The 26,103-nt window shown below is 59.2% G+C and carries 20 protein-coding genes; 14 read left to right on the top strand and 6 right to left on the bottom strand.

The genetic code is table 11. The features are described from left to right. Positions 1 to 463: 463 nt before the first annotated feature. Positions 464 to 1,750, top strand: coding sequence for an exonuclease subunit SbcD (sbcD, locus tag MPRO_RS11235; RefSeq protein WP_067292018.1), 1,287 nt, complete (start codon positions 464 to 466; stop codon positions 1,748 to 1,750). Next, positions 1,738 to 5,454 (top strand): AAA family ATPase, encoded by a 3,717-nt coding sequence (locus MPRO_RS11230; RefSeq protein ID WP_067292017.1) that lies wholly within the window; start codon positions 1,738 to 1,740, stop codon positions 5,452 to 5,454. Before sbcD ends, MPRO_RS11230 begins: the two co-directional genes overlap by 13 nt. 306 nt (positions 5,455 to 5,760) lie before the next feature. Here the strand turns inward: MPRO_RS11230 and MPRO_RS11225 are convergent, their stop codons facing one another. Then, positions 5,761 to 6,048, bottom strand: a complete 288-nt coding sequence (locus tag MPRO_RS11225; protein WP_067292016.1) for a helix-turn-helix domain-containing protein — start codon at positions 6,046 to 6,048, stop codon at positions 5,761 to 5,763. Between the two features lie 235 nt (positions 6,049 to 6,283). On the opposite strand from MPRO_RS11225, the gene MPRO_RS11220 reads away from it, so the two are divergent. Beyond that, positions 6,284 to 7,639, top strand: coding sequence for a DEAD/DEAH box helicase (locus MPRO_RS11220; protein ID WP_067292015.1), 1,356 nt, complete (start codon positions 6,284 to 6,286; stop codon positions 7,637 to 7,639). A 169-nt stretch (positions 7,640 to 7,808) separates the two neighbouring features. Here the strand turns inward: MPRO_RS11220 and MPRO_RS11215 are convergent, their stop codons facing one another. Continuing rightward, the gene (locus MPRO_RS11215) at positions 7,809 to 8,231 is read right to left on the bottom strand and encodes a VOC family protein (RefSeq protein WP_067292012.1); all 423 of its coding nucleotides are present in this window, start codon (positions 8,229 to 8,231) and stop codon (positions 7,809 to 7,811) included. A gap of 100 nt (positions 8,232 to 8,331) precedes the next feature. Here MPRO_RS11215 and MPRO_RS11210 point away from each other — a divergent pair, with 100 nt between their 5' ends. Together MPRO_RS11210 and MPRO_RS11205 are read left to right on the top strand one after the other, a co-directional pair. Next, positions 8,332 to 8,583 (top strand): putative quinol monooxygenase, encoded by a 252-nt coding sequence (locus MPRO_RS11210; RefSeq protein ID WP_245635082.1) that lies wholly within the window; start codon positions 8,332 to 8,334, stop codon positions 8,581 to 8,583. A 77-nt stretch (positions 8,584 to 8,660) separates the two neighbouring features. Continuing rightward, entirely contained in the window at positions 8,661 to 10,550 is a 1,890-nt protein-coding gene (locus MPRO_RS11205; RefSeq protein WP_245635081.1) for a DEAD/DEAH box helicase family protein, read from the top strand. Positions 10,551 to 10,563: 13 nt separating this feature from the next. On the opposite strand, the gene MPRO_RS11200 is transcribed toward MPRO_RS11205, so the two are convergent. The 3 genes from MPRO_RS11200 to MPRO_RS11190 all read right to left on the bottom strand — a co-directional run bounded on the left by MPRO_RS11200 (position 10,564) and on the right by MPRO_RS11190 (position 14,076). Further along, complete coding sequence (locus tag MPRO_RS11200; RefSeq protein WP_067292009.1) at positions 10,564 to 12,045, bottom strand: amidohydrolase family protein; 1,482 nt, start codon at positions 12,043 to 12,045, stop codon at positions 10,564 to 10,566. A 15-nt stretch (positions 12,046 to 12,060) separates the two neighbouring features. Then, complete coding sequence (locus tag MPRO_RS11195) at positions 12,061 to 13,251, bottom strand: amidohydrolase family protein (protein WP_067292007.1); 1,191 nt, start codon at positions 13,249 to 13,251, stop codon at positions 12,061 to 12,063. Positions 13,252 to 13,371: 120 nt separating this feature from the next. Beyond that, positions 13,372 to 14,076 carry a GntR family transcriptional regulator gene (locus MPRO_RS11190; RefSeq protein ID WP_067292004.1) on the bottom strand — a complete coding sequence of 235 codons (705 nt, stop codon included), beginning with the start codon at positions 14,074 to 14,076 and terminating at the stop codon, positions 13,372 to 13,374. Positions 14,077 to 14,552: 476 nt separating this feature from the next. Here MPRO_RS11190 and MPRO_RS11185 point away from each other — a divergent pair, with 476 nt between their 5' ends. The 8 genes from MPRO_RS11185 (at position 14,553) to MPRO_RS11150 (ending at position 22,281) form a co-directional block, all read left to right on the top strand. After that, complete coding sequence (locus MPRO_RS11185; protein WP_067292001.1) at positions 14,553 to 16,130, top strand: ABC transporter substrate-binding protein; 1,578 nt, start codon at positions 14,553 to 14,555, stop codon at positions 16,128 to 16,130. A 67-nt stretch (positions 16,131 to 16,197) separates the two neighbouring features. Beyond that, entirely contained in the window at positions 16,198 to 17,184 is a 987-nt protein-coding gene (locus MPRO_RS11180; protein WP_067291998.1) for an ABC transporter permease, read from the top strand. A 57-nt stretch (positions 17,185 to 17,241) separates the two neighbouring features. After that, on the top strand, positions 17,242 to 18,174 hold the full coding sequence (locus MPRO_RS11175) for an ABC transporter permease (RefSeq protein ID WP_245635080.1): 933 nt from the start codon (positions 17,242 to 17,244) through the stop codon (positions 18,172 to 18,174). A gap of 15 nt (positions 18,175 to 18,189) precedes the next feature. Continuing rightward, positions 18,190 to 19,299: an ABC transporter ATP-binding protein gene (locus tag MPRO_RS11170; RefSeq protein ID WP_067291992.1), complete on the top strand. Its 1,110-nt coding sequence runs from the start codon at positions 18,190 to 18,192 to the stop codon at positions 19,297 to 19,299. Continuing rightward, on the top strand, positions 19,299 to 20,348 hold the full coding sequence (locus MPRO_RS11165; protein WP_216821292.1) for an ABC transporter ATP-binding protein: 1,050 nt from the start codon (positions 19,299 to 19,301) through the stop codon (positions 20,346 to 20,348). The genes MPRO_RS11170 and MPRO_RS11165 overlap by 1 nt, the downstream gene beginning before the upstream one ends. Positions 20,349 to 20,479: 131 nt before the next feature. Beyond that, entirely contained in the window at positions 20,480 to 21,127 is a 648-nt protein-coding gene (locus MPRO_RS11160; protein WP_245635079.1) for a flavin reductase family protein, read from the top strand. 77 nt (positions 21,128 to 21,204) lie between these two features. Next, positions 21,205 to 21,678, top strand: a complete 474-nt coding sequence (locus MPRO_RS11155; protein WP_158651798.1) for a hypothetical protein — start codon at positions 21,205 to 21,207, stop codon at positions 21,676 to 21,678. Positions 21,679 to 21,684: 6 nt separating this feature from the next. Further along, positions 21,685 to 22,281: an acyl carrier protein phosphodiesterase gene (locus MPRO_RS11150; RefSeq protein WP_067291983.1), complete on the top strand. Its 597-nt coding sequence runs from the start codon at positions 21,685 to 21,687 to the stop codon at positions 22,279 to 22,281. A 43-nt stretch (positions 22,282 to 22,324) separates the two neighbouring features. Here MPRO_RS11150 and MPRO_RS11145 read toward each other — a convergent pair whose 3' ends face one another. Then, positions 22,325 to 23,644, bottom strand: coding sequence for a Na+/H+ antiporter NhaC family protein (locus tag MPRO_RS11145; RefSeq protein WP_067291982.1), 1,320 nt, complete (start codon positions 23,642 to 23,644; stop codon positions 22,325 to 22,327). Positions 23,645 to 23,927: 283 nt separating this feature from the next. Between MPRO_RS11145 and MPRO_RS11140 the strand changes: the two genes are divergently transcribed. Beyond that, positions 23,928 to 25,928: a DNA topoisomerase III gene (locus MPRO_RS11140; protein WP_067291980.1), complete on the top strand. Its 2,001-nt coding sequence runs from the start codon at positions 23,928 to 23,930 to the stop codon at positions 25,926 to 25,928. Positions 25,929 to 26,103: the final 175 nt, after the last annotated feature.

Genomic DNA, 26,103 nt, shown 5'->3' with positions numbered 1-26,103 from the left:
TTGCCCGGGGCACTTTAGGATTAATATGGGCGGCTTTGAGTGCCGCTGCGCTAGGAGGCTGTCCGAGAATACTCAACCTACTGCGAGCCACCTGAGTTTGGCTGTTTTTTGTGCTGTTTTGCGTTAAATAGAACCACTATTCACAAGCTACATCCCTGTAGCTTGCCCGGTGGGCAGCTAACGCTGTGTAAATCGGCAATCCTGCCGATTTATCGCCTTAAAACACCGCAAAAACCCGCTCAAATCAGTCGGCTCTCGCTACGGCCAGCATTCTCGGACAGCCTCCTGGTGTGCTGTTGCATTCTTGGTGGTGCTTTAGAATGCGCTCATTTTTTCGCCAGCCAAGGCGTGAGGCACAGTCTTGGTGGGGCTACGGCGACAACGAACAACGCAGGATGGCGGAAAAAGGGGCCGTTATAAGCTTCATATAGCGTGCAACAGTACACTAGGATCAGGATTATCAATGCGAATACTTCACAGCTCGGACTGGCATCTCGGGCAACACTTCATGGGCAAGAGCCGCGAAGCTGAACACCGCGCCTTTCTGGCCTGGCTGATTGAGCAGGTACAGACGCATCAGGTGGATGCGCTTATTGTTGCCGGCGACCTGTTTGATACAGGTACGCCACCGAGCTATGCCCGCAGGCTCTATAACCAGTTTATCGCTGACCTGCGCGCTACGGGGTGCCAGTTGGTGATCCTGGGTGGCAACCATGATTCCGTCTCGACCCTGCATGAATCCCGTGAGCTGCTGGCCTGCCTGGGTACGACGGTAGTGGGGGGAGTCACGGCGGACCCCGCCGATCAGGTCATAGTGCTGCAGCGTCGCGATGGCTCGCCTGGGGCTGTGCTCTGTGCCATCCCTTACCTGCGTCCGCGGGACCTGGTTGAAAGTCATGCCGGTGAGAGCACGCAGCACAAGCGCCAGGCTCTGAGCGATGCTATTGGTCGTCATTATACCGTTATCTATGACGCAGCCGCTGGTGTCAGGGATGCGTTACAACTCGAGCAGGTGAAACAGGCGGGCGAGCCCAGTGCTTTGCCTATTGTAGCTACGGGGCACCTGACCTGCGTCGGCGGCCAGTTGTCCGAGTCTGTGCGCGAGCTTTATATAGGTACGCTTGAGGCTTACCCTGCGGGTGCGTTTCCGCCGGCCGACTATATCGCCCTGGGGCATCTGCACCGAGCCCAGGTCGTGGGCGGCAAGTCCCATATTCGTTACAGCGGCTCACCCATTGCCCTGAGTTTTGATGAAAGCCGGGGCAGCAAGCAGGTGCTGCTGGTGGATTTCGACGCCGGTAAACTGGCCGAGGTCACGCCACTGCCGGTGCCAGGCTGGCAGCCCATGCTGAGTCTCAGCGGTAATTTGAAAGAGCTTGAAGCCCAGTTGCAACAAACCTTCGGCACGACCTGTGATGAAGCCCAGGCCCCGGGCGGGCCCATTGCCTGGCTCGAGATCGAAGTGCGCGGGGACGATTATCTCAGCGACCTGCAGCCGCGGGTGCAGCAGCTGGTTGAGGGTTTGCCGGTCGAGGTGCTGCGTATCCGGCGCCAGCGCAGTGCCAGTACGAGTGCGCTGGCACGGGACAGTCGTGAAACCCTGCAGGAGCTGACTGTACGCGAGGTGTTTGAACGTCGCCTTGCGCTGGAGGAAAGCCTGGATGAGGACTCCCGAGTACGCCTGGGAGAGGCTTTTGACTCGCTGTTGGCACAGCTGCAGGACGGGGAGTCAGTCACATGCGAATCCTGAGCCTGAGATTGAAAAACATCAATTCGCTCAAGGGCGAGTGGAAACTGGATTTTCGCGCATCCGAGTTTCGGGATAACGGCCTCTTTGCGATTACCGGCCCGACCGGCGCCGGTAAAACCACCTTGCTTGATGCCATTTGTCTGGCGCTCTACCACGCTACGCCGCGTTTGAATGTATCCGCTGGCAGCAATGAGCTGATGACGCGCCATACCGCAGACTGCCTGGCGGAGGTAGAGTTTGAGGTGCGCGGCGAGGAATACCGCGCTTTCTGGTCCCAGCGCCGTGCCCGCAATCAGCCGGATGGCAAGCTGCAGGCGCCCCAGGTCGAGCTGGCCCGTGCAGACGGCCAGCTACTGAGTACCCGTATAGGTGAAAAGCTCAATCTGGTAAGTGAGCTTACAGGCCTCGATTTTGCCCGTTTTACCAAGTCGATGATGCTGGCCCAGGGCGGTTTTGCTGCCTTTCTGAATGCCAGCCCTAATGAGCGGGCTGAATTGCTGGAAGAGTTGACCGGCACCGAAATTTACGGCGAGATATCCAGTCTTGCGTTTGAGCGCAAGCGCAGCGAAGAAGAAGCCCTGCGGGTGTTGCAGGCCCGTGCGGGTGATGTAGAGCTGCTGGACCAGGCAAGTCTGGCGGCACTTGATATCGAAAAGGCTGAGCTAACTTCAAGCCAAGCCCGGCTGCAAGCCGATGACACTCGGTTACAGCAGGAAATACAGGGGCTTGAAGCACTGGGTCAGGCGCGCAGCGCGCAGCAGCAGAGCGAAGCTGAGCAGCTGCGGGCGCAGCAGGCCTTTGAACGCGAGGCGGCACAGCTGGCGCGGCTGGACGCCTGCCTGCCCGCGCTGGATCTGCGGCCGTTGCACCAGCAGTGGCAGGCCGACCTCTTGCAGGCGAAGGAGCTGGATACGGCTCGCAGGCAGGATGAACAGTCGCTGCTGCAGGCGCAGCAGCAGCTGGATGCTCAACAGGCCGTGCAGCAAGAGGCGCGGCAACAGTTGGATGGCGCACGCCTGGAGCGTGAGGCCACCGAAACGCGGCTGCTGGACGAGGTCGTGCCACTGGACAACCGCATGGCGCAGCTGGCTGATCGTCAGCGCGAGCTGGCGACTATGCTGGCGGCCCAGTCCCAGAACCTTACCGAGTTGGGTGGGCAGCGCGAGGGTCTGACGGAGAGCCTCAAGCAGGCGCAGCTTGAGCGCGATCAGACACAGGATTTCTTGCATAAGCACCAGGGCGCTGCGCGTTTGGGCGAGCAGCTACCGTTGTGGCAGGAACGCTTCGCCCAGCGTGGGCGCCTGTTGCAGCAGCTGAATGATATGCGCCAGCGTCAGCTGAGTCTGGCAACGCGCCAGACAACGCTTGCACGGGAACTGCCGACACTGCAGGCAGGCTTAGTTCAGAGTCGCGAACGCCAGCAACAGCTGCAGCTGCAAGGGCAGGCGTTAGGCGAGCAGCGGGTCAGATTATTAGGGCCCCGCACCCCGATGGAACTGGAACAGTTGCTGAAGTCATTGCAGGGCGCTGTGCGAACGCTGGATCGGCTCGAAGCTTTGGGCCGGCGTTTCCAGACCTTGGCGGTGGGGCTTGAGTCACGCAGTACCCTGATGGGGCAGCGCAGTGCCGAGCTTGAGACGCAGCAGGCAGTGCTTGTGGCTGCACGGCAGCAATACAGCGATTGCAAGCAGCACCGCGATGATCTGGAACTGCTGCTGGCGCAGGAGCAGCGTATCAGCGATCTGAGCGCGTATCGGGATACGCTGCAGCCTGATGACGCCTGCCCACTCTGTGGCTCGCAAGAGCACCCCTATATCACGGACTACCGTCAGCCGCAGCTGTCCGAAACGCGCCAGCGTTACGATGCCAAGAAACTGCAGTTGGAGCAGTTGCAGCAGGACGGCCAGAAAATGGCCGCCGTCACTGCGACATTGCAGGCGGGTCTCAAAGAGCTGCAGCAGCAAAGCGCTCAGGACGGTGCCGAGCAGTCGAGCCTGCAGGCCGAGGCGCAACCGCTGATCGAGAGCCTGGTCAACAGGCTGAACGCCGGTACATCGCAGGAGGACGAGGTCAGGCTGCAGCTGAACGACACTGCGGGTATCACCCAGTGCGCCCAGCGCCTTGGTGTTGAGTTGTCCGAACTTGAAACGAACCTGTCGCAACTGGGTGAACTGGACCGGGCGCTGCAACAGCAGCGCGACGAAACGGTGCAAACAAATAGCTTGCTGGCCAACCAAAGCCATCAGCTGGACACGCAGACCCGCGAGCTGCAAACACTGCAGCAACAGCAGGAACAGACGGCTGCTGAAGTGCAGACGCAGCAGGAGGCACTGACAGCGCTTGAGCAGTCGCTGCGCAGCGCGCTGCAGGAGACGCTTGGTGAACCTGAATTGCCGGCGGCGGATATGCAGGCGAGCTGGCTGCAACAGAAGGCGCAGTACTGGGCCGACTACCAACAGATGTTCATTCGCAGCGCCGAGAGCACGCGCAGCTGCGAACAGCTTGAGGCTCGGCTTGAGGTGCTGGAACGTGACTTAGCCCTGTTGCAGCAACAACAGGGGATAAATCTGCAACAGCAGCGCGACTGGGCGCAGCAAAACGCAGCGCTAGCCACGCAGCGCTCGATGTTGTTTGAGGGTCGCGCGGTTGCACAGATTCGCACGCAGCTACAGGATCGGCTGCAACAGGCCGATAATCGCTGGCAGCAGGCGGCTACCGCACTGGCGGCGGCACAGAAAAGCGTGGATGGGTTGCGCGGCAGTCTTGCAGCCCTGCAGCAGCGCGAGATCCAGCAGGGGGCACAGCTTGAGCGTTCTGCGCCTGTCTGGCGCGAGGCGCTGGAGGCCAGTCCATTCATCGATGAGGCCGGTTATATGGCGGCCTTGCTGGAACCGCAAGCGCGGCGCGAACTGCAGGCATTACGCCAGACGCTGGACGGTGACCTGTCCCAGGCGCAGACACTGCTGCTGCAGGCGCGCACACGCCTGGCAGAGCTCGAGCAGCAGCCATTTGCGGTGCTGGATCCGGCTGCCGTACAAACAGCACGGGCGGCGGTAACCGAACAGCTGCAAACTCTGGTGCAGCGCCGTGGTGCACTGATGCAGCAATTGGAGCAGGATGCACGCTTACGTCAGGCGCAGCAGGTGCTGTTGCAGGAGATCGAGGCGCAGCAGGCGCATTATGATACCTGGGCGCAGCTTTCGAGCCTGATCGGTTCGCAGAAGGGCGATCGCTTTCGCCGCTTTGCCCAGGGGCTGACGCTGGACCATCTGATCTATCTGGCCAATCGTCAGCTCGAGCGTCTTGATGGTCGCTATCGCCTGCAGCGCAAAAGCGGGGATGAGCTGGAGCTGGAGGTGATCGACAGTTGGCAGGCCGATGCGCTGCGCGATACACGCACTCTGTCCGGCGGCGAAAGCTTTCTGGTCAGTCTGGCGCTGGCGCTGGCGCTGTCGGATCTGGTGAGCCACCGCACCAGTATCGACTCGCTGTTTCTGGATGAGGGTTTTGGCACCCTGGATGCGGATACGCTGGATACGGCGCTCAATGCACTGGACAGCCTGAATGCCAGCGGCAAGATGATAGGCGTAATTTCCCACGTAGAGGCGCTCAAAGAGCGCATTCCGGTGCAGGTCAGGGTACGCAAGGGCAATGGTCTGGGATGCAGCCGGCTGGACGCACGCTTTGCGTTTGAACCGGCATAGGAGGTTTTAAAGCCCGGCACTTTGTCTGGCTGTAATTGTTCAGCCTCAGCTTTAATAGTTGCGCTAAGGTGCAGGCTGCTCAGCTGCGTGTGTAGCTGAGCAGCTAATCCTTCCTTTATTGCTCAAGCTCCGTTTAAACAGCAGTGAGTTGCTGCGTACTCAGCTGCTTCAGTACCTGGACGAACTCAATCCATCGAGAATCTTTTTTGCTGTTAAGGGTTATTGCTCAAGCTTCGCTTTAAACAGTAGTAAGTTGCTGCGCACCCAGGTTCTTCGGTATGTGGCTTCACTCAATCCATCCAGCTTTTATTGCTCTAGCTCCTCTTTAAGCAGTAGTAGGTTGCTGCGCACCCAGCTCCTTCTGATAGGGCCCCAATCCATGACCCGGTAGAGACCGCAGTTATTGCGTTCGCCATTGCTCTGTTCAAAGATGCAGCGGATGCCGATATCTTCAAGATCCTTGAGGCTGTCCTGCAGGGTGCGTCTAGGCATGCCGGTTTTCTCCTGCAGAGTGCGCAGGTTGTGTCGGCCATTATCTATCAGCCAGGCCAGATAGATTTTGCGGAAGAACGCGCGTTGAGATCTGCGGGTCATATGCCGGTTCCTCTCGTACGTAACTGCAATCAGCCTAGTCCAACGTATGCATTCTGACCATTTTCAGGCGGTGCGAGGCTTTCAGGCCGATGCGTGGCACATTATCCACGGTGTTGAATAGTACTCGCACCCGAGGGGGCTTTACGGTAAGCTGCGCCGCTTAGCTGTATCCTGGGCCGGTGCCGTATGAACAACACGTCAGGGCCTGCCGACCGATTCCACACTACGGACATTCATGACTGCTTTTTCCTCTCTCGGACTTTCCGACGCACTGCTGCGTGCTGTGCAAGAGCAGGGGTACGATACCCCATCCCCAATTCAGGCCCAGGCAATTCCGGTTGTACTGGAAGGCCGCGACCTGCTGGCTGCCGCCCAGACCGGCACCGGTAAAACCGCCGGTTTTACCCTGCCAATGTTGCAACTGTTGTCCGAACACCGCCCGCCGGACGGGCACCAGCTGCGTGCACTGGTTCTGACTCCCACCCGCGAACTCGCCGCCCAGGTGGGTGAGAGCGTCAGCACCTACGGTCGTCATCTGCCGTTGCGCTCGGCCATCGTCTTCGGTGGTGTCAGCATCAATCCGCAGAAAGACCTGCTGCGCCGCGGCGTCGATATTCTGGTGGCGACACCGGGCCGTCTGCTGGATCTGCAGGGTCAGGGCTGCGTCGATCTGTCCCACGTCCAGATACTGGTGCTCGACGAAGCCGACCGCATGCTGGACATGGGCTTTATCCATGACATCAAGCGCATCCTGAAACTGTTGCCCAAGAAACGTCAGAATCTGATGTTCTCGGCTACTTTTTCGCCGGAAATTCGTCGCCTGACCAGCGATATACTGCACAACCCCACCAGCATCGAAGTGTCGCGCAATGTTACGGCGCACAAGATCGAACAGCGTTTTCACGCGGTGGAAAAAACCGAGAAGATGACGGTGCTGGCGCACATGATTCTGGCCGGCAACTGGACCCAGGTACTGGTGTTCTCCCGTACCAAGCACGGCGCCAACCGTCTGGCTCAGCAGCTTGAGCGCAACGGTATCAGCGCTGCGGCCATTCATGGCAACAAGAGCCAGAATGCCCGTACTCGTGCGCTATCCGACTTCAAGGGCGGCCTGGTACGGGTGCTCGTGGCCACGGATATCGCGGCCCGTGGTCTGGATATCGACCATCTGCCCCATGTGGTGAACTACGAGCTGCCGAACGTTCCGGCGGACTACGTGCACCGTATCGGCCGTACCGGTCGTGCCGGCGCCAGTGGCGAGGCTGTGTCCCTGATCAGCCGTGATGAAGAAAAGGAATTCCGCGCCATTGAGCGTCTGCTGCGTCAGAAGTTTGATGTTCAGCCAGCGCCTGCGGTGGATCTGGATATGTTGCAGGCCAGCGCCGCCAACTATGTGCCCCAGCCTGAAGCCCCGGCTGCTGCGCCACGAGCCGCCAAAAGTGGCAATGGTCAGCGCCGTGGTGGTGGTCAGGGTCGTGCCAAACCTGCGGGCGGCGAACAGCCACGTCGTGCCAGCGGCAATGAAGCGGCACCGGGCAATGCGCCGCGTCGCCGTCGCCCCCGTCGCAGCACGCCGTCCACGGCACGCTAACCGACAAGCCGCTGTAGCGGCACCCTCGGGTGCCATCCCGCTGCCGGCCCCCTGTGATCATTGCTCTGTGCCTTGATCATGGCGGGCCGGCAGTGTCGTTTCCGGGGGTGATGGCCCGAGTGTTCTTTTAACAATCTGGCCTGGGTTTATCAGGGTCTTCAGGATCTTGTCAGGGCTTGGCCAGGCGCTGACCCGACACCGCCGGGTGATAGATCGGCTGCACAGTGTTGCCGGCGGGGTCCCGGCAATAAAAGCTGCGCACCCCGGGATCATTGCTGTGATCGTGGGGGCGGGCGAGAATGTCTACTCCCTGTTGTGCCAGGTAGTCCGCCCAGGCGTCCACATCGCCAGGCTCGTCACAGATAAAGCCGAAATGATCCAGTCGTTGCGGTCCGCTTGCGCGCTCAGTTGCGCTGCCACTACTCAGTGACAGATTGTCGTTGCCCAGCGTCAGATAGACCAGATTCTGGTGCGGACGGTGCAGTACCTGCATGCCCAGCAGCTCGACGTAAAAGCGCTCCACTTCTTCCAGGTTTTCCACCGTAAAGGCGATATGGCGCATGCCGTTGAGGGCGTTTGGCCGGCTGCTCATTGAGGCTCTCCTTGTTTTGAATAGGGTTTGTAATTAAAGTATTTGTAAATTGTGTACATAACATAATAATTATTGCGAACACTTACAATCGGAGATCCCCATGTACTGCATTTTTATCAGTGTCGATCTCAAGCCCGGCGCAAAACAATCCTACCTGGCGCTGATTCAGGCCAATGCCCGGGCATCGGTGGAGCAGGAGCCGGGCTGCCATACCTTTGATGTGCTGCTCGATCGCGAGCACGACGATCGAGTCTATCTGTACGAGGTGTACGAGAGCCCGCAGGCGCTGCAGGCGCATAAGGAAACGCCGCATTACCTGCGGGACCGTGAGCAGATCAATTCCCTGATTTGAACAGCAGCAGGTGTTGCGAGCTGATGTGGCGGGGTTCTATCCGCCGCGGGGCTAGATCAGTGTGACTTCAACGGGTATTGGCAGCGTTTTCTGTGTGTCGGCGAGAGGTTTCTGATGAGGTTGCCCAGGAGGTAGGTTGGCACGCCTCCTGTTGTAATATGGGGTGCTGTGGTAAACCTTATGGAACCTTGTTGAGCCAGGCTTTATCTATGAAAAACTCCGAATTTTCAGCGTGGAATCCCGGCCTTGAAGCAGAACTTCCAGTTGAATATAGATCCCTTGAAAGCGTCCATCGGCCGGAGAATGTCTTCACCCGACTTGCCGATGTGGCAGAAATAGCAGAGCAGGTTGGGCTTGCACAGGACGAATTAGTCGCGTTCAGGCCCGAGCGCCTGGTGCTGCATGAATTGCTGGTGCGAGTTACCGCTGACATAGTGGCGCTGGAGGGGGAAGACGAAGTCGACCTTGGCGTACACTTTCGCGAGATTGCCCAGAAAATTCTTGTCGATTATATCCATCCGAATCTGGCATCAATTACGCAGGCCCATGGCGAGTTGCGCCAGCAGGTCGAAGCCCGGGTACGTCAGGAACTGACAACTTCACTCTTTGCGCCGGCTCCGGCCAGAAAGGCCAAAAAACGCTTTGCTGTTCTTCAATTGTTTTTAAAGCCCAAGCCTGGGCCCAGCGCCCTGATTCAGGAATCCACCCAGGAAAAACAGTACCGCATCATCGCCGGGTTCAAAGAGAAAGGTCTTGTTGAGCAGGATCCCCTTGCCAGGGCTGTCTACCGAAGCCTGTATCGCGTACTCGGCTCTATTGCGGGTACCAGCGGCTTTGTCGGCTCGGATATGGAGTATCTGGCACGGCTGGTAACAAACCATGTTTGCAACCGCTTTGGCAGCCTGGTTCTTGGCCACCGGATCGCGCCCATGATTGAGCGGGCGATTCAGCAGCTTGGGCTGACGCCAACCGTCACGGCAGAAAAACCGGTTCTGATCAGCCTGAAAGGGGCATCCGCAGCGGGCAAAAGCTCCCTGCGTGCCAGGCTCCAGAAAATCATGGGTGAACATGGCATTCAATCGGGCGGCTATGCCACCATCAGCCCCGATATCTGGCGGCGCTTCCTGCTGGACTACGACTCTCTTGGGGACGCGTACAAGTATGCCGGACGACTGACCAGCAAGGAGGTGGCGATCATCGATCGCAAGCTCGACTACTATATCCGCGACAAGGCGAAACGGGATGCTTCCATCCCCCACCTGCTGGTCGACCGCTTTCGGTTTGACAGTTTTTCAACCGAAAGCATATCGCGAATATTGCACAACACTTATGCCAGTTATGTCGATACGATGCTTATGTTTTTCGTGATAACGCCGCCGGAAGAAACTGTCGCAAGGGGCTGGGAGAGGGGATTGAAGGTCGGTCGCTACAAGGCCGTGGAAGACTTTCTCGGTCACAGTGTTGAAGCCTATGCCGGTATGCCGAAATTGTTCTTCAAGTGGCTGGCGTGCAGCAAACCGGTTTTCAAATACGAGTTCCTGGACAACAGTGTCCCCAAGGGAACCTATCCCAAGACCATCGCCTTCGGCAATCAGCAAGAGATTACCATTCTCAACCCCCTGGCATTTATCGATATCGAGCGTTATCAGAAAATCAATACCAAGGCGAAAACACCCGCGCAAGTGTATCCGGACAAGGGGACATTTTCGGTTAAGGATAACCTCGGATTTTTAACGAAATGCCTCGCTGAAATCCCCCTGGTTCATTTTATGGACGAGGCCACCCGGGTGATTTACCTGCAGGCAGGCGCAGGAGGCTTTGATGTTCTCGCCCCCGCGCTGCTGAGCGCACAGCTGTCCGACTCGAGGATGCGCGAGATTTTTCAAGCGCTGGCGCCAGGGATGATGGCGTCTTTGGGGGCTGAAGACCCGAACGCAGGGGGCGTCCGGGCACAGGGCGGGGTTTGATTCCTCTCAGGTCTTACTGGGCTTCACCTGCACGCAGCGGTGCAAAGCTGGGGGCAAAAATTTCGTCAACCGGAGGATGCAGGTGCGTGCGCTCCGGGTAGCTGGCGCGCAGGCGGTCATACTGATCCTGGGCGCGCTGGTGCCAGTCGGCGTAGGGCACCCCCTCAATGCGGTAATCCTCTACCCGGATGCGGCCATCGACAATCACGGTTTTAAAGTCGCTGCCGCTGCCGTTCATGATCATGGTCTGGATGGGGTCGACGCGCTGGCCAAGGTGAAAGCCCGACAGGTCGAAAACGGTGATATCGGCCTTGGCGCCGGGCGCCAGACGGCCAAGGTCGTCACGTCCCAGGGCGCGGGCGCCATCCAGGGTGGCGGCGTTATAGAAGTCGGCGGCGCTCACGGCCTGGGCGTCATCCTCCTGCACCCGGTTCAGCATGATGCCTGTGTGCATGTTGCGGATCAGGTCCGCCGGGAAGGTATCGGTGCCCAGGCCAATATTGATGCCCCGTGCCCGCAGGCGGCTAAAGCTGTTCAGTGCCTTGCCGCTGCGCCCAAAGACGATGGGGCAGTGCACCAGGGTGCTGCCTGAGTCCCGCAGGCTGTCCAGTTCCTGCTCTATATCCTGGCGCCGCGCTGCGGCGCCCCCCAGAAAGAGCCCGTGTGGCAACAGGGTGCGCGGACCCAGAAAGCCAATCTCCTGCAGCAGCGCCAGCGACGAGGTGCCAAAACGCCGCTCCATGGTATCCACCTCCAGCTGTGACTGGCAGCAGTGCAGCCGCACCGGGCATTGCAGTGCGTTGCTCGCGTCGCGGGTGCGCTCAAGCAATTCCCGGGTGCAGCCCTCGATACGATCGGGGGCTAGCATGGCGCGTACCAGGCCCTTGTGGCTGTTGTCGTAGTCCTGCGCAAAGCGCATGGCATCGTCGAGCCCCTGCAGGCCACGGGCTTCATCCCAGTACATGTCGAAACGGCCATCGGGTTGAACCGTCGAGAGACCGGTGCGATAGGCAGGCCCAAGATAGACGCGCAGCCCCATCTCGGCGGCGATGTCGGCGGCACGGGCAAACTCGTCGTAGGTTTCGGCCCATTCACGATACAGCAGGGAGGTGATGGGCAGCGCTGTGGTGATGCCATTGTGCAGCAGCTGGGCATAGGCATAGCGCTTCATGAAGTCTTCGTCGCTGCGGTCGTAGACCTCCCGGGGTCCGCGCTCGACATAGCTGCTGGCCCAGACGCGGCCGCAGCGCCAGGCCGGGCCGTTGTCAAACGCTAGTACGGTGGAATCCAGATCCGCCAGCGCATCGAGATCAATAAAGCCCGGCCCCACCACGGCGTTGCCGGCGTCGATTTCGCGGTCGACCTGGCCGCTATAGCCAAAACCGCAGAAGATAATGCGGTCATCCTGATAGACCACTTCGCCGTTTTCCAGCAGGCGGTGGCCTGTGCCATCGAAGCCGATGACATAGCGGCCGGTAATGCGGGTGGTACCCATGGCGGAGCTCCTCCTTCAGACCAGGCATTCGCCGTTGCGGGCGACAATGCGGCCGGCCTTGCAGACCAGACTGCGTGGCGGGCGGCTGACAATGGCGTGGGTGGGGGTTTCTGCATCCACCAGTACAAAGTCCGCACTGCAGCCGGCGTTCAGGCCGTAGTGTTTCTCACCCATCACCCGGGCGCCGCCAAAACTGCAGATATCCAGAATCATTTCCAGCTCGTCATCGTGGCGGTAGTTACTGCGAAAGCCCATCAGCATGGCACGTTCCAGCATGTCGGCGTTGCCGTAGGGCCCCCAGGCATCGCGGATGCCATCCGAGCCCGCGCAGACCTTTACGCCGGCTTCATACAGCCGCTTGATAGGCGGGAAGGCGATATGGCCAGGGCCGTGGGTCATGATGGTGATATCCAGTGCCTGAAACTGAGCGATCAGCTCGCTTAGCTGAGCTTCGGGCAGCATGCCCAGGCAGAAGGCGTGGCTGATGGTGACCTTGCCCTGCATGCCCAGTGCCCGGGTACGCTCCAGAATCAGCTCGATGGAGGTTGCGCCCAGCTGGTCGGCTTCGTGCAGGTGAATATCGATACCCACCTGTTTGCGCTCGGCGATGTCAAAAATGCAGTCCAGGTGACCGGCGGGGTCACGGTCGATGGCGCCGGGGTCGATGCCGCCGACAAGATCTGCGCCGGCGTCTATGGCGGCTTCCAGCAGTTCCCGCGTGCCGGGTCTGATCATCAGGCCGCTCTGGGGGAAGGCCACCAGTTGCAGTGTCATGCTGTCGCGAAAGGTCTCCTTGCTGGCCAGTACCGCTTCAATGCTCGACAGGCCTATTTCGGTGTCCACATCCACGTGGGTGCGGATATGGGTGGTACCCATGCGGATGGCCTGGCGGATCTGATTGGCGGACTGGGTTTGGGCGCAGAGGTTCAGCTCGCGGCGCAGCCGGCGCTCATTCTCGATCTTGTCGATGATGCGCGGGCCCGCCTGGTGGCGCTGCCAGGGCTGGCCCCAGAAGGTCTTGTCGATATGGGTGTGGGCATCGACCAGTCCCGGCAGCAGCAGTTGGCCGGCGCCATCAATAACCTCGGCGTCGGCAGCATCGAGGTCTGTGCCCTGGGCGGCTATCTTGCCGTTGCGTATCAGCAGGTCGGTGGCGTTTGTGCCCAGCGGGCGTACGTTTCGGATCAGCAGGCTGTTGTTATGCATTCTTGTAGTCGCTCCCATCACGAAAAAAAGGCAAAGGCGGCCCGGGGCTGTGCAAGGCACAGCCTGGCGGGGATTAAATCGGTCAGATGGCGGCGGCGGGTATTGCCGCGGCTGCCGGGGTCAGGCGAATACTTTTCTCAGGTCGACGTGCTGTTCCAGGGGCGGATCCAGATCGAGCTGATTTTCCAGTTCCTGCAGGTGATCATCCATGACCGCAACCGCCTGTTCGATGCGGTGTTCGGCGATGGCATCGATCAAATCATGGTGCTCAGAGCAGGCACGGTCACCGGCGCTGCGGCCATTGGCCGAGTGGGAGCGCTGGTACAGCGCCACAATCAGCGAGGCACGGGAAATGATTTCGTGCAAAAACTGATACAGCACAGGGCGGTCGGCGAGGGCGCCAATTAACAGGTGGAATTCTCCCGATAGTCGGATACGCAGGCTCTTGTCGCCACTGCTGTGGGCTTCATGTTCGCGATGTACGTGCTTCTCCAGCATCTGTCGGTCCATGGGGGTGCACTTGCGTGCCAGTTCGCGCACCATTTCAAGCTCCACCAGGCGGCGGGTCTTGAACACTTCCAGTGCCTCTTCGCGGCTGGGCCTCGCCACGAAGGCACCGCTGTTGGGTATTAAGGTGACCAGGTGATGGTGGGCCAGTTGCTGCAGCAGCTTGCGGACATTACCCCGGCTGATATCGAAGGTGTCGCAGAGATCGTCTTCCTTGAGCCTGGTGCCGGGTAGCAGCTTGTGGGAGACAATGGCTCCCCAGACGCGCTGGTAGGCCGCATCAAGCTGATTGTTTACGGACGTCTTGTCGGTGCCCATGGCAGTTTTCTCATTCTGTAAAAATGATCATGAGTACAGCACAGAGGATGTTTTCTGTGCGGTCCCCTCAGGCGTACAACTTCAAGCCTGAGCCGGGACGCTAGAAAACTAGGCTAGCGCGCTTGTGCTAACGATGCAATAAATAATCGTTAACGAAAAATACGCCTAATGAGCTGGCAGCGCCGCAGGGAGGCCTAATTCTGTCTGAGTGAAATAAAATCAAGCGCAGCCAGAGTATCTGCGGCACTTCCAAGTGACTGAATTACGTAGACATGAGCTTATAAGCTGACGTGGAGGTCAAACAAGGCTGAATGTTTTTACTTGACAGTCACCGCGGGGTGGTATGTATTGAACGCAAGATCGTTAACGAAAAAATAATTGATCGTTAACCTCTGGTGTCGAAGTTGTCACGGAGCTAAAGGTGGCAGTTTCGGTTGAACCTTGACGGTAAGAGCAGCAGCCACGAGAGAATAATAATGCGAATGAAACTGCTTTGTGTAGCAATGACCGTAACCCTGGGTCTGGGCGCGGCAATGGTGTCCCAGGCGAATACCCTGCGCATGGCCGAAGCCTCGGATATCGCCTCACTGGATCCCTATTCGGTGACTGAGAGCAATACCTTGGGTTTTCTGCACCATATTTACGAGCCGCTGGTGCGCTATAACGCCGATCTGCAGCTGGAACCGGCTTTGGCCACGAGCTGGGAAGTGGTTGAACCCAACGTCTGGCGCTTTGAGCTGCGCGAAGGCGTAACCTTTCACAATGGCAATAGCCTGAGCGCCGATGATGTAGTGGCCTCGATTCACCGTGCCATCGACCCCAATGCGCCTATCAGGGTCAACGTACCGACTGTGCTGGATGCCCGCAAGGTGGGAGACATGAGCGTCGAGATCGTGCTGAGCACGGCCGATCCGTTGCTGCTGAACTACCTCACCAACGTTTATATTTTCGACAAGGAATGGATGACCGAGAACAATGCGCTGAATGCCATTGATCTGCGCAAGGGTGAGGAAAACTACGCCACTACTCACGCCAACGGCACCGGTCCCTTCACACTTGAGAGTCGGCAGCCCGATGCCAAGACGGTGCTGGTGGTCAATCCAGCATGGTGGGATACACCAGAGCACAATCTGACCCGCATCGAGTTCACCCCCATCTCCTCCGATGCCACCCGTGTGGCCGCCCTGTTGTCCGGCGAAATTGATCTGATGTACCCGGCACCGCTGCAGGACGTGAAGCGCATCGACTCCACCGCCGGCGTTAAGGTGCTGCAGGCGCCGTCTCTGCGCACCATCATGTTTGGTTTGAACCAGCGCGACGATCAGTTGCACGATTCCGATATCAAGGGCAAGAATCCGCTCAAGGATGCGCGGGTGCGCAAGGCGCTCTATCAGGCCATTAATATGGAGCTGATTCAGAAAAAGGTAATGCGCGGCAATTCCCGCAATTCAGCGCTGGTGGTAGCACCGGAAGTGCCAGGCTATGACGCCGCGCTTAATCAGCGTTTTGCGTTCGACCCAGAAGCGGCCAAGGCGTTGCTGGCAGATGCCGGTTACCCCAATGGTTTCAGGGTAGGGCTCGACTGCACCAATGATCGTTATGTCAATGACGAGGAAATCTGCCAGGCGGTGGTGTCCATGTGGGCACGGGTGGGCATCAAGGCCAACCTGACGGCCCAGAGCAAGGGCAATCACTTCCAGAAAATGCTCGGCGGCGGCTCGGACATCTATATGTTTGGCTGGGCGACTCTGCCGATGCTGGATACGTTCAGCGCCCTGACAGGTTTTCTGGCGACACCGGCCGACAAGCTGGGCACCTGGAACCCGGGTGGCTATTCCAATGCTCGTATCGACAGTCTGATCGGTCAGATTTCCGGCGAACTGGATGAGCCCAAGCGCCTCATCATGCTGGCGGAAACGCTGGAAATCGCGCGGGACGAAGTGGCGGTGATCCCGTTGCATCAGCAGCCGCTGTCCTGGGGTATCCGTGAAGGCATCACGCTGCCGCAGACGCCGGATGACAAGCCTCGCCTGTGGTACGCCAAGGTTAACTGATCACAGTGGCCGGTCTTTGGGGCCGGCCCTCTGGTAACCCTATACGTTTTCCGCAGGAGTCATTCCCATGCTTAGTTTTTTAATCCGTCGGCTGGGGCAGTCGTTGCTGGTGATGCTGGCCGTCGCCTTGCTGGCTTTCAGCATGTTCCGCTACGTCGGTGACCCGGTCACCAGCATGCTGTCCCAGAACGCCTCAGTGGAAGAGCGCGAGCAGTTGCGCGACAGCCTCGGGCTGAGCGAGCCGCTCTATGTGCAGTTCTCGACCTTTGTGGTGCAGGCCGCCCAGGGCGATTTCGGCATCTCCTATCGTAACCAGCGCCCGGTGTCTGAGCTTATCGCCGAGCGCATGCCGGCCACGCTGGAGCTGGTGGCGGTGGCCTTTGTCATATCCTTGCTGGTGGGTGTGCCTATGGGCGTCTACTCGGCGCTAAAACCCCATAGCTGGCTCAGTCATGTGTTCCAGACACTGTCACTGATTGGCATATCGCTGCCCACCTTCGTGACCGGCATCCTGCTGATCCTGACCTTTTCCGTCACGCTTAACTGGCTGCCATCTTTTGGTCGTGGCGAGGTGGTGAATATTGGCTGGTGGAGTACGGGCCTGTTCACCGCCAGTGGCCTGAAATCGCTGATCCTGCCGGGAATCATGCTGGGGCTGTTCCAGGTAACGCTGATCATGCGGCTGGTGCGGGCTGAAATGATGGAGGTGCTACGCACCGATTACATCCGTTTTGCACGGGCTCGGGGCCTGAGCAACCGCGCCGTCAACTTTGGTCATGCGCTGAAAAACACTCTGATGCCGGTGATCACAATTATTGGTCTGCAGCTCGGTGCCATGATCGCCTTCGCCATCATTACCGAAACCGTATTCCAGTGGCCGGGCATGGGCTTCCTGTTTATCCAGGCGGTGAGCTTCGTGGATATCCCGGTGATGTCGGCCTATTTGTTGCTGGTATCGCTGATCTTCGTTGTTATTAACATGATCGTCGACATGATGTATTTCATGCTGGATCCACGCCTGTGCGCCGATCGTGGCACCGCCAATTCACACTAGGAACCTCGCCATGACAAGTACCCATTGCTTTGTTTCACCGCGTGGAGGGCAAGCACCATGCAACGCTTAATGAATATGCGCGACGACTGGCACCGGCTTCTGGACAGTGACTTGTTCTACAGCTTCAAGGGGTCACGCATTACCGTGATCGCCACCCTGGTGACGGTAGTGATGATACTGGCGGCACTCTTTGCGCCCTGGATAGCACCCCACAATCCGTTTGATGTCGCCACCCTGGATCTGATGGATAGCGAACTGCCGCCCATGTGGCTGGAGGGCGGTGATGCGCGCTTTCTGCTGGGTACCGACAGTCAGGGCCGCGATGTGCTCTCTTCCATGCTGTACGGCCTGCGGGTGTCCCTGGTAGTGGGTTTTGCCGGCGTCTTCGTCGCCATGATCATTGGTGTCAGCCTTGGGCTTTTAAGCGGCTTTCTCGGTGGCGTGGTGGATGCCTTTATCATGCGTGTGGCCGATATGATCCTGAGCTTCCCGGCTATCCTGGTGGCGCTACTGATCAACGGTATCGCACTGAGCTTTCTGCCCCAGGAAGTGATGCACGAATCGGCCCTCTATGTGCTGGTACTGGCCATTGCAATGACCAGTTGGGTGCAGTACGCCCGCACCGTGCGCGGCTCTACCATGGTGGAAAAATCCAAGGAATATGTGCAGGCGGCCAAGGTGATCGGGTTGCATCCGCTGCTGATCATGATTCGCCATGTCCTGCCCAATGTACTGGGCCCGGTGCTGGTCATCGCCACCATTAACCTGGGTCTGGCGATTCTGACCGAGGCCATGCTGTCGTTCCTCGGCGTCGGCATGCCGCCGACCGAGCCGTCGCTGGGTACCCTGATCCGTATCGGTAACGAGTTCCTGTTTTCCGGTATCTGGTGGGTAGTGATCTTCCCGTCGCTGACGCTGGCGCTGCTGGTGCTGGCGGTCAATTTGCTGGGTGACTGGCTGCGCGATGCGCTCAACCCGAAATTGCGCTGAAGAGGAAAGCTGAACATGAATAACAACCAGAGCAACAGCGGCGCGCTGCTTGAAGTCAAAGGCCTGCGTATCGAGTTCCCGACAAGGCGCGGCACTCTCCGGGCCATAGACGGCATTTCCCTGAGCCTGGAGGCCGGTGAAATTTTGGGTGTAGTGGGGGAGTCCGGTGCGGGCAAATCCCTCACCGGTACCGCTATTACCGGCTTGCTGGAGCGCCCCGGGCGTATTGCCGGCGGCGAGATTCACTTTAACGGACAACGGATCGACAACCTGCCGAGCGAGGCCATGCGCAAGCTGCGCGGCAAGCAAATAGGCTCCATCTTCCAGGACCCGCTGACCAGCTTGAACCCGCTGTTCAGCGTTGGCCGGCAGCTGATTGAAACCATTCGCACCCACACCGACCTTACACCGCGCCAGGCCCGGGCCAGGGCCATCGAGATGCTGACCCAGGTAGGGATTCCTGCGCCGGAGCAGCGCATTGACCAGTACCCCCATCAGTTTTCCGGAGGCATGCGCCAGCGGGTGGTGATCGCGCTGGCGCTCTGCGTCAATCCAAAGCTCGTGATCGCCGATGAGCCCACCACGGCGCTGGATGTATCGGTACAGGCGCAGATTATTGATCTGCTCAAGACCCTGTGCCGCGAGCACGGGTCTGCGGTGATGCTGGTGACCCACGATATGGGTGTTATTGCCGAAACCTGTGATCGGGTGGCGGTCATGTACGCGGGTCGTCTGGTGGAGGTGGGGCCGGTGCAGGAGGTGGTCAAGCATGCGCGTCACCCCTATACCCGTGGTCTGATGGGATCCATTCCCAAGCTCGGGGAAGAGGTGGAGCACCTGGTGCAGATCGATGGTGCCATGCCGCGCCTGAGTCATATTCCCAAAGGCTGTGCCTTTAACCCGCGCTGCCCCTACGCCACGGCGCGCTGTCGTGAGGACAAACCCGAATTTGCCCAAGCAGGGCGGGGTGAGGTGGCTTGCTGGCTTTGGGAGGGTGTCGATCCTGACGCCGATCCCGATCAGCTGTTTGAGGAGCTGGCGCTGGCGCAGCGCGCCAGGCATCAGGCGGAAGCAGGCAACTTAGCGGTAAAGAAGTCCGTGCAGGCCTGCGGGCTGGAGGTGTAATGATGAACGCACATGTAGCACAAGACGCCATGACAATGGCCACCGACAAAGCGGCGGCGGAGCCGATTCTGCGGGCGCGCAATCTCAAGCGCCATTTCGATGTGTCGCCACCCTGGCTTAATCGGGTGCTGGAGCGCAGGCCGCGGCAGTTTCTGCGGGCGGTGGACGGCATCGATTTCGAAATTCACAAGGGCGAAACCTTTGGTCTGGTGGGCGAGTCGGGTTGTGGCAAATCGACGGCGGCGCGCCTGGCCGTCGGGCTCTATGCGCCCAGTAGTGGCAGCATCGAGTTTGAGGGGGTGGATATAGGGCCGCTGAGCCGCAAGCAGATGGCGCCGCTGCGCAGCCGCATGCAGATGATTTTTCAGGATCCCTACGCCAGCTTCAATCCGCGCTGGCGGGTCAAGAAGATCATCGCTGAGCCGATTCGGGTGTTCGGTTTGCTGAAAACCACGGCTGAAGTGGACGCGCGGGTAGCCGAACTGCTGACCCAGGTGGGCCTGATGCCGGCGGATGGTGACAAGTACCCCCATGAGTTCAGCGGTGGCCAGCGCCAGCGCATTTCCATTGCCCGGGCGCTGGCGAGCAACCCGGACTTTATCGTCTGCGATGAGCCAACCTCAGCGCTGGACGTGTCGGTGCAGGCGCAGATTCTCAATCTGATGCGCGACCTGCAGCGTCAGTATCGCCTGACCTATATGTTTATTAGTCATGATCTGGCGGTTGTGTTCCACATCTCCGATCGTGTCGGTGTCATGTATCTGGGGGCCATGGTGGAGCAGGCGCCTTCCGCCGAGCTGCTGCGCAACCCGCGCCACCCCTATACGCGCATGCTGCTGGATGCCATTCCGGATCTGGACATGAGCGGGCGGGCCCGAACGCCGGTGAGTGGCGAAGTACCCAGCCCGATTTCGCCGCCCAGCGGCTGCACCTTTCACCCGCGCTGCCCCCACGCCAATGCACGCTGTACGTCGGAGCGCCCGGTCACTATCGCCACTGACGGTGGTGGTCAGGTGGCCTGCCACGCGGTTGAGGAAGGGCGTATCTGACCTCGCATCCTTATTAACCAGGTTGTACCTCCGGTGCTTCGTTGGCCCGTTGGCTCCTTGGAGCTGACGGGTCCTTGTTCGCGCCGGGAATAACACTGCAACACGCGGGCAATACGCCCGTCTGGAGATCCATGATGGAATTCGATTTCACCCGCCTGAGCAAACAGGAAAAGTACAAGCTGCTGGTGAGCTTTGTTGTGCCGCGCCCCATAGCGCTGGTGACCAGTCGTTGCCCCGACGGGATCAACAATGCCGCGCCTATCAGTTTTTTTAATGTATTCAGTGACGAACCGCCGCTGCTGATTCTGGGTATTCAGCATAAACCCGGCGGTAGTCCCAAGGACACGACTCGCAATATTCACGCCACCGGCCAATTCGTCGTCAATATGGTGGACGAAAGTATTGCCCGCCAGATGATAGTTTCGTCGATTGATTTTCCGCCCGAGGTGGATGAACTGGAGGCCTCGCAACTGACCTGCGCTGACAGCAGTCAGGTGATGCCGGGGCGCATTCTGGAGGCGCCGGTGGCGTTCGAATGCCGGCTTGAGCGAAGTATCGAGTATCCGAATCGCTCTATTATCTTTGGTGAAGTGGTGAATATGCACGTGCAGGATCAGTATATCGATGCAGAACGCCTGCATGTACGCTCTCCGGCCTACTGCCCCATCTCGCGCATGCACGCCGATACCTACACCTCGACGCGGGATCAGTTCCAGTTGCCAAGGGTTAGCTACGAAGAGTGGCTGAACAGTCAGGAGAGGCGGATCAATCAAGCCTGATGGCGCTGGTCATGAGGGGCCGCGTTGATCTGCCTGGGGGCTGCCGTAACGCCCTCGGGCGTGCTACATTCAATCCCATGTCCTTATCCCGATCTGCTATCGATACCAAACCCTATGCCCGTGCCGGACAGGCAGATCGCAGCAAAATTTTGCTGCGCTGTCTGCACCTGGCGGTAGGTCTTCTGAGCCTGCTGGCCTTTCTGCTGGCCGGGCTTTATCTCTACCTTGAACTGCCTGACAGTAGTGATGTTCCTCAGGGGTACAGCATGCTGTATCGCGCCAACCATATCTACCTGCTCTGTGCGGCCCTGCTCAATGTGCAGCTGGGCTGCTACCTCAATGTACTGAATTTCCCCCTGGCCCGTGGGCTGCAATGGATCGGATCGTTGTTGCTCTTGCTGGCCCCTGCACTGCTGTTACTGGCCATATTTGATGAGCCTGTGCAAAGCGGCCCAGAGCTGCCCTATACCTTGCCGGCCTTGGTTGCGCTCTTTGCGGGTGTGACTCTGCATGCGACGGCCCGTGTGCTGGCGCGTCGACAGAGTCGCTGAGGCGGCATGAACTATCTGGCGCACTTTCATCTCGCCACTCGGGCGGGCAGTTCGCTCACTGGCAATTACCTCGGTGATGCGGTTAAGGGGTCAGCACTGGATGCCTGGCCTCTGGAAATTGCTGAGGGAATACGGCTGCACCGCAGCGTTGATGCCTTTACCGACCACCACCCCGATGTGCTGCGTACACTGGCGCTGATCGAGGCGCCACGGCGTCGATTTGCCGGCATTATCGTGGACATGGCATTCGATCACTTCCTGGCTCGGCACTGGGCATCCTTTCACGCTGAACCCCTGGCTGATTTTAGTCGCGCAGTCTACGAGACCATGGCGTCTGAAGCGCATTTGATGCCGGCCCCTGCGCGGGCGCGTTTCGAGCGCATGCGGCAATACGACTGGTTGCTGAGTTATCAGCGGCTTGAGGTGATAGATCGGGCACTGGATTCTATCGCCGGGCGCCTGAGCAGGCGTACCGCGCTCTATGGCGGGGCAGAGGAGGTCGAGCGCCACTATGGGGCGCTCGAAGAGGCGTTTCTGTGTTTTTATCCGCAGCTGCTGCACTGGGTGCAGCAGCCTGACCGAGTTGAAAAGACAAAGAACTAAGCCCCGCAGGTTACAAAGCTGGCTGGGCTAAGTGCAAGGGGACTTAGGCTTGGGGCTGGGGCGAGGTCTGTGCCAGCAGGCGCGGCACGCCGGCAATGATGGCAATGATGGCGGCTATGCCCAGCAGCCAGCAGTAATAGATACTGCCAATCAGCTCCAGCGGCGACAGCGCGGCAATGGAGCCTGCCAGCAGCACCTGGGCGCCGTAGGGCAGCAGGCCCTGTACCACGCAGGAAAAAATATCCATCAGGCTGGCGCTGCGCCTTGGGTCCACCCCGTGGCGCTGGGCAATATCCCGTGCCAGCGAGCCGCTGAGAATAATCGCCACCGTATTGTTGGCGGTCGCCAGATTAGCCAGTACCACGCTGGCGGCAATGCTGATTTCACCGCTGCGACGCTGACTGCCCCGGGCGAGCCGATCAATCTGGCGGGCGAGAAATTCCAATCCGCCCTGGTGCTTCATCAGGGCGCCTAGGCCGCCAATCAGCAGTGACAGAATCAGGATCTCCTGCATGCTGCCATAGCCCGCATAGATATCGGCCGAGAGTCTGGCCAGGCTGTAGTCGGCAATCTGGATCAGGCCGACGAGACCTGCCAGCACTATGCCGCTGAGCAGCACCAGCATGACATTCAGCCCCATGACCGCCAGTACCAGCACAGCTACATAGGGCAGTACCTTGATCAGGTCATAGTCTTGCGGAGCATTGATACTGCCGCCGCTACCCTGCAGGTAAAGCACCACCAGAGTCACGAGCGCTGCCGGAACCGCAATCATGAAGTTGAGTCGAAACTTGTCACGCATCTCGCAGCCCTGGGAGCGGGTGGCGGCGATGGTGGTGTCGGAAATGATCGACAGGTTGTCACCAAACATTGCGCCGCCTATCACGGTACCCACAGTGAGCGTCAGCGGCAGATCAGTGGCCTCGGACAGGCCCACAGCCACAGGCGCTATGGCGGCGATGGTACCCATGGAAGTCCCCATGGAAGTAGCGACAAAGGCGGTAATCACAAAGAGTCCCGGCAGAACCAGGGATTCTGGCACCACGCTAAGACCAAAATTCACGGTAGCATCCACGCCGCCCACGGCCTTGGCAACACTGGCAAAGGCGCCAGCCAGCAGGTAAATAATGCACATGGTAATGATGGTGCTGTCGCCCACGCCCTTGATAAAGGTATCGATGCGGCTATTGAGCGCGCCGCGTCCGAGCAGCAGGGCCAGCACTATGGCGGGCAGGATCGCCACAGGTGCGGAAATCTGATAGAAGGCAAAGTCGGTGTCCTGTGCCTGGTAGTACAGACCGCTGCCAATAAAGAGTGTCAGGAACAGCAGCAGGGGTAGCAGGGCGATCGCTCTGGGTTGCATCGCAGTCTCCAAGAGTGTGCCGCCTTGTAGGCGACGGATAAATAACAGGGCGCTGGGATAAAACGCCTTAGTGGACAGGCTCACTGCAGTGCGACTGCGCGGGTGATTCTGACGGCAAGCGCGGCATTATACGGATAGCGCTGTGTGCGGCTAAAGATTGTCTGGTTATATACTAATAAGTTCTTAAATGTATATTTTATATAACTACAGTAGCTTGCGTTAAGCTGGTGTCAGGCAGGGCTTGCGGCTAATATGACTGTCTATTTATACAGTTATCGATGCCATGATTCTTTATATTGCAGAAAAACCCAGCCTCGGCCGCGCCATTGCCGATGTATTGCCCAGGCCCCATCAAAAAGGCGACGGATATATTCGTGCCGGTAATGGCGATACCGTCAGCTGGTGTATAGGCCATCTGCTGGAGCAGGCTGAACCTGATGCCTATGATCCGGCCTATAAGCAGTGGCGTCTGGAGCATTTGCCCATACTGCCGCAGCAGTGGCAGCTGACGCCCAAGCCCAAGACCCGCAAGCAGCTAACGGTGCTGCGCAAGCTCGTCAAGGAGGCGGATCAGCTGATACACGCCGGTGACCCGGATCGCGAAGGTCAGCTGCTGGTTGATGAAGTTATCGAATACCTGGGTGTGAAGGATGCAAAACGTGCGGCGGTACAGCGCTGTCTGATCAGCGACCTGAACCCCGAAGCCGTGCGACGGGCACTGCAGCGCCTGAGGCCCAACCGGGAGTTTATACCGCTGTCGACCTCGGCCCTGGCCCGTTCCCGTGCCGATTGGTTGTACGGACTTAATATGACCCGCGCCTACACCATTCAGGGGCGCAAGGTGGGGTACGACGGCGTGCTGTCTGTCGGCCGGGTACAGACCCCGTTGCTGGGGCTGGTGGTACGCCGGGATCAGGCCATTGCCGCCTTTGTACCCAAGCCGTTTTATGAGGTACGTGCGCACCTGCTGACGGCTGCGAGCGAGGCCTTTCATGCCAAGTGGCAGCCCAGCGAGGCCTGCGAGCCTTACCAGGATGAGGATGGCCGGGTACTCTCGAGGCCCCTGGCCGAGAATGTGGTGAAACGCATCAGCGGGCAGCCAGGCACTGTGCTTGAGGTTGAGAAGAAACGCCGTCGCCAGGCGGCACCCTTGCCCTATAGCCTTTCCAGCCTGCAGATTGATGCCGCCAAGCGCTTTGGTTTCAGTGCCAAGGAAACCCTGGATATCTGCCAGAGCCTGTATGAAAAGCATAAGCTGATCACCTATCCCCGTTCCGACAGCCGCCATTTGCCGCTGGAGCATCTGGCGCGCGCGCCTCAGGTGCTGAGCGCCATTGGACATAATAGCGAGGCGCTTAAAGATGCACTGGCGGCAACCGACAGTCGGCGCAAGAGCCAGGCCTGGAATGACAGCAAGGTGGATGCGCACCACGCCATTATTCCAACCGAGAAGACACAGGCTGCGAGCGGGCTGCAGGGGCGGGAGCGACAGCTGTACGAGCTGGTCGCGCGTCAGTATGTGGGGCAGTTTTTGCCTGACTTTGAGTATTTTGAAACCCGGGTGGAAATTGATATCGCCGGCGGGCGCTTTCGTACCCAGGCGCGGGAAGTCATAGTGCCGGGCTGGAAGCCATTCTTTGGACGCCAGGAACCCGCAGGTGATGAGGCAACCCAACTGCTGCCTGCACTCAGTGTGGGTCAGGTTTTGCAGTGCGAGCGTGGCGAGTTGGTGGAAAAGATGACCCAGCCACCCAAGCACTTTACCGATGCGACCCTGCTGGCCGCCATGACCGGTATCGCCCGCTTTGTGGAAGACCGTTCAATCCGCCAGATTCTGAAGGATACCGATGGTCTGGGTACCGAGGCGACTCGCGCCGGTATTATCGAGTTGCTGTTCAGACGTGGCTTTCTGGAACGTCGTGGCAAGGCGATTCACGCCACGGCCGCAGGTTGTGGCCTGATCGACAGCCTGCCGCGGCAAACAACGCTGCCGGACATGACGGCGCAGTGGGAGGCAAAGCTGGAGGCCATCTGCCAGCGTGAGGGTAGTTACGGCGACTTTATGGGGGCGCTGGTGACTGCGCTCGGTGAGTTGATCAATACCGCGAGTAATACCCTGCCCCAGGGCCTGCAGGGCGTTCGCAGCGCCAGCCCCAGTCGCGGTCGACGCAAGACGAGCTCTGCCGGTAGTAAAACGCCCCGCAAGAGCGCGCCTGCAACATCCGCCCGCAAGGCACCGGCCAAGCGGCGCAGCCCTGCAAAATCAGCCAGCAAGCCAGGCTAGCTGCTAGGAGGCTGTCCGACAATACTCAACCTACTGCGAGCCACCTGAATTTGGCTGTTTTTTGTGCTGTTTTGCGTTAAATAGAACCACTATTCGCCTTAAAACACCGCAAAAAACCGCTCAAATCAGTCGACTCTCGCTACGGCCAGCATTCTCGGGCAGCCTCCTAGCCGCA

Origin of the sequence: Marinobacterium profundum (assembly GCF_001528745.1) — a bacterium.
Taxonomy (GTDB): Bacteria; Pseudomonadota; Gammaproteobacteria; order Pseudomonadales; family Balneatricaceae; genus Marinobacterium_A; species Marinobacterium_A profundum.
This window is presented reverse-complemented; position numbering and strand designations above follow the sequence as displayed.